The 480-nt window shown below is 59.2% G+C and carries 1 protein-coding gene; it reads right to left on the reverse strand.

Features of this window, described 5'->3' with window-relative positions; all coding sequences use genetic code 11:
• Window positions 1-273: 273 nt before the first annotated feature.
• Window positions 274-480, reverse strand: a 207-nt coding sequence (locus ALC15_RS45735; RefSeq protein WP_210168635.1) for a hypothetical protein, incomplete at its 5' end; no start/stop codon positions are given.

A 480-nucleotide genomic window follows, 5' to 3' on the forward strand; every position in this document is an offset into this window, starting at 1 on the left:
TCGAAGTGTGGCCATCGAGGCCGATCGCCGCGTGCTCGGCCTTCACGGCATAGCGCCAAACCAAATCGCAAGCGCGAAGACGACCAAGAGGGAGACAGCGATGATCGCTTCACGGGCCGACATTCGCTTCATGGGCGTACGCCTCTCCGCGGGGATCAAAGTCCCGGCAGGTTGCACACCCCCGCCGAGGTTGCAACCTACCGAAAGCGGTAGACCGAGCGGACATGGCCCGCGCGGCCCAGCTAATGCTCAAATGAAAAAGGGCTTATACTGTTACTTCACCTTACCGCCTCTCGGCTCAATGTGTCGCAGCACGGATGCTCCGAGTTCCTGGGTTTGCTTGTTCGATAGCTTGCTCGGCGTGGCCGTCGCAACGCCTGCAAGGCGCTTGATCTTCGATGAAGTGATTGGGTGTACGGTCTTGAAGGGCGAGGTAGACGGTGGCTTTTTGGCCATCTGGCATTCTCCGACTGGGTTGAA

This window comes from Bradyrhizobium viridifuturi (assembly GCF_001238275.1).
Taxonomy (GTDB): Bacteria; Pseudomonadota; Alphaproteobacteria; order Rhizobiales; family Xanthobacteraceae; genus Bradyrhizobium; species Bradyrhizobium viridifuturi.